The organism is Acinetobacter sp. GRABPA_MV_2 (assembly GCF_056725885.1).
On the sequence record NZ_JBWZNA010000046.1, the window covers coordinates 1 to 3,364 of the forward strand.

Annotated in this window: 2 protein-coding genes; one reads left to right on the forward strand and one right to left on the reverse strand. The window is 44.6% G+C overall.

Going from position 1 to position 3,364, the window contains the following annotated elements:
• Nucleotides 1-35: 35 nt before the first annotated feature.
• The gene (locus ACXM0J_RS18645; RefSeq protein WP_004726714.1) at nucleotides 36-3,002 is read right to left on the reverse strand and encodes a Tn3-like element ISAcsp1 family transposase; all 2,967 of its coding nucleotides are present in this window, start codon (nucleotides 3,000-3,002) and stop codon (nucleotides 36-38) included.
• 94 nt (nucleotides 3,003-3,096) lie between these two features.
• On the opposite strand from ACXM0J_RS18645, the gene ACXM0J_RS18650 reads away from it, so the two are divergent.
• Nucleotides 3,097-3,364 (forward strand): recombinase family protein (locus ACXM0J_RS18650; protein WP_135897997.1); only part of this gene is annotated, 268 nt, incomplete at its 3' end.

A 3,364-nucleotide genomic window follows, 5' to 3' on the forward strand; every position in this document is an offset into this window, starting at 1 on the left:
TAGGGGTCGTCTCAGGAAACGGAAAATATAGCACGCTAAGGTTTTTCAATTGCGCGCAATGGCCTAAATTTTCCACCACCTATCTTGGCTTTGCTTCGCCATAGATAATCCCCAGTTAAATTGATGTGCTCCCACCCCAGCGGTGACAGATATTGCAGCAAGGTATCATCGACTGTGCGACCATGCCCTCGTAGGGCGTTAGTCGCTCTCTCTAAATAAACCGTGTTCCACAATACAATGGCGGCGGTCACTAGATTCAAGCCACTGGCTCGATAACGCTGTTGCTCAAAGCTTCGATCTCGAATCTCACCCAATCGATAAAAGAAAACGGCGCGCGCTAATGCATTACGGGCTTCACCTTTATTTAATCCAGCTTGAACCCGACGGCGTAGTTCTACGCTTTGCAACCAATCCAAGATAAACAGTGTGCGCTCAATACGCCCCAGCTCTCGTAATGCCAATGCCAAACCATTCTGTCGTGGATAACTACCGAGTTTACGTAGCATTAGCGACGCTGTGACAGTCCCTTGCTTGATTGATGCGGCCAGACGCAAAATATCGTCCCAATGAGTACGAATCTGTTTGATATTCAGTGTGCCGCCAATCATGGGTTTAAGTGCGGCATAGTCTATGTCTGACTTTGGAATATAGAGTTTCGTATCGCCCAGATCACGAATTCGTGGTGCAAATCGAAACCCTAGCATGTGCATGAGTGCAAAAACATGGTCGGTGAATCCAGCCGTATCGGTGTAGTGTTCCTCGATGCGTAAATCAGACTCGTGATACAGCAGCCCATCAAGAACATAGGTTGAATCACGAACGCCCACATTGATCAGCTTACTGCTAAATGGTGCGTATTGATCAGAAATGTGTGTATAAAATAACCTTCCAGGCTCTGCGCCATATTTTGGATTGATATGTCCTGTACTTTCAGCTCTGCCACCTGCGCGGAAGCGTTGGCCATCTGATGAGGAGGTAGTGCCATCTCCCCAGTTTTCAGCGAAAGGTTGTTTCAATTGAGCATTCACCAATTCGGCCAATGCCGTTGAATAAGTTTCATCACGGATATGCCAAGCCTGTAGCCATGAGAGTTTGGCATAAGTTGTACCAGGACATGATTCGGCCATTTTCGTCAGCCCTAAATTAATTGCATCAGCCAGTATGGTCGTGAGCAATAACGCTTTATCCTTCGCAGTGTCATCCGTTTTCAAATGAGTGAAGTGTCGAGTAAAGCCTGTCCATTCATCGACCTCCATTAATAATTCGGTGATCTTGATATGTGGTAACAGCATTGCTGTTTGGTCAATTAAAGTTTGGGCTGTATCAGGAGCCACGGCATCGAGAGGTGTTATTTTTAGACCAGATTGATTGATCATCGCATCAGGCAAATCGTTGGTCGCTGCCATGCGATTAATGATTGCTAATTTCTGCTCCAATAGTGAAAGGCGACTTTGCAAATATAGATCACAATCAGTAGTAATGGTTAGAGGTAACTCATTGGACTGTTTTAGCTGATTAAATTTATCAGCAGTCACTAAATACTCATCGAAGTCTTTGAATTGGCGAGAGCCTTGTACCCAGAGATCCCCAGCCCGTAGCGAGTTTTTAAGTTCAGATAACACACATATTTCGTAATAGCGGCGATCAATACCATCATCGGTAAAGACTAGTCTTGCCCACCGTTTTTTGATAAACGCTATTGGAGCATTAGAGGGGATTTTTCGTGTATTATCAACATTCATGCTGCGGAGCAACTCTACAGCGGCAAGCATATCTTTTGCTGCTGGGGCAGCACGCAATTTAAGTATGGCAAGAAGTTCTGGCGCGTAACGGCGTAAAGTTGCATAGCTCTCGCCAATTCGTGGTAAAAAATCAAAGTCTTCGGGTTGCGCCAGTTTTTCTGCCTCAGTAATACTTGCTGCAAAAGCATCCCATGAAATAACAGTTTCGATGGCGGCAAACGGATCACTGCCATTTTGCTTGGCATCTAGCAAGGCTTTCCCGATAAGCCCATACAAACGCACTTTGTCGTTGATCGCTTTACCTGATGATTGAAATTGTTGCTGGTGTTTATTTTTTGCGATAGCAAATAGCTTTCCAATAATGCGATCATGCAGGTCAATAATTTCGTCGGTGATCGTGGCCATACTCTCCACAACGATTGCTACCAAAGTGGCATATCGACGTTGAGATTCAAATCTGGCCAAATCAGCAGGAGTCATTTGCCCACCTTCGCGAGCAATTTTCAGTAAGCGATTTTGATGAACGTGTTTTCCAATGTCTTCAGGTAGATCGATGGCTTGTAAGCACTTCAGCCGCTCAATGTGCTCAAGCATGTACTTTGAGTTTGGTTTAGCTGGTGACTGTCTAAGCCACCCCAATATTGTCAGTTTGCTGCCCTCTTTACGGTTCAGCAAAGCATCTATATTTTGACGATGAGTTTCTGAAAGTGAGCTCGTCAAAGCAGTATAAATTATGCGGTTGGCAGATGTGATTGCTTCTGCGCAAATACTATCAATTGCATTTATAGCTGGCAAAAGGACTGATTTTTGTCGTAAATTTTCAACGAGAGTTGTGGCTAAAATAAGACCTTTATCTGTCTGAAGGGACAAATCCACCATCATATTGACCGATTGCCGATAGTCACTCAAGGTGAATAGTTTGAACCCAAAAACTTTTTTCAATTCGGCAATATGTTCTCGTCTTGTTTGCTCGCGCTGACCATAATCATTCCAGCAGTCCACTGATATACTAAGTTGAGCAGCCATCATGAAAAGTAAGGGTTTGAATGGTTCGTCGTTAATACCCAATATCACTCCAGGGTAACGCATGTAGCAAAGTTGAATTGCAAAGCCTAGCTTGTTGGATGCCCCTCGATGTTGATGGACTATGGATTTATCAGAATCACTCAGAGTGTAATGCTGAAGCATAAAAGCTCTATCATCTGGAATTTCGAACAGGCTTCCCAATTCCGTGGACGACAAAATAGAATGGCGCGGCATGGCTCATTAGTCCCAAATAAACTAAACTATTAAAGGTACATTATTTTGTACCGCCACGCTTAGCTTTGCGCTGCAATTTCGCAAGGAGGTTCAATTGGGACAGAATGCGGCCATTTATTGCCGAGTATCAACGAACGATCAGTCCTGCGAACGACAGGAATATGACCTACGTGCCTACGCCAATCGTTGCGGCTACGATGTTGTCGGTGTTTGGAAAGAAACTGCATCAGGCAGTAAGGATGAGAGATTGCAAAGAAAATACTTGATGACCATGGCGCAATCTCGTGAAATCGATGCCATCTTGGTGACGGAATTGACACGCTGGGGCAGAAGCACCGTGGATCTCGTACAGTCATTACAAG

Bases quoted from the DNA above. Each gene is read 5' to 3' on its own strand.
- ACXM0J_RS18645 (WP_004726714.1), bottom strand. From the start codon at position 3,002: ATGCCGCGCCATTCTATTTTGTCGTCCACGGAATTGGGAAGCCTGTTC.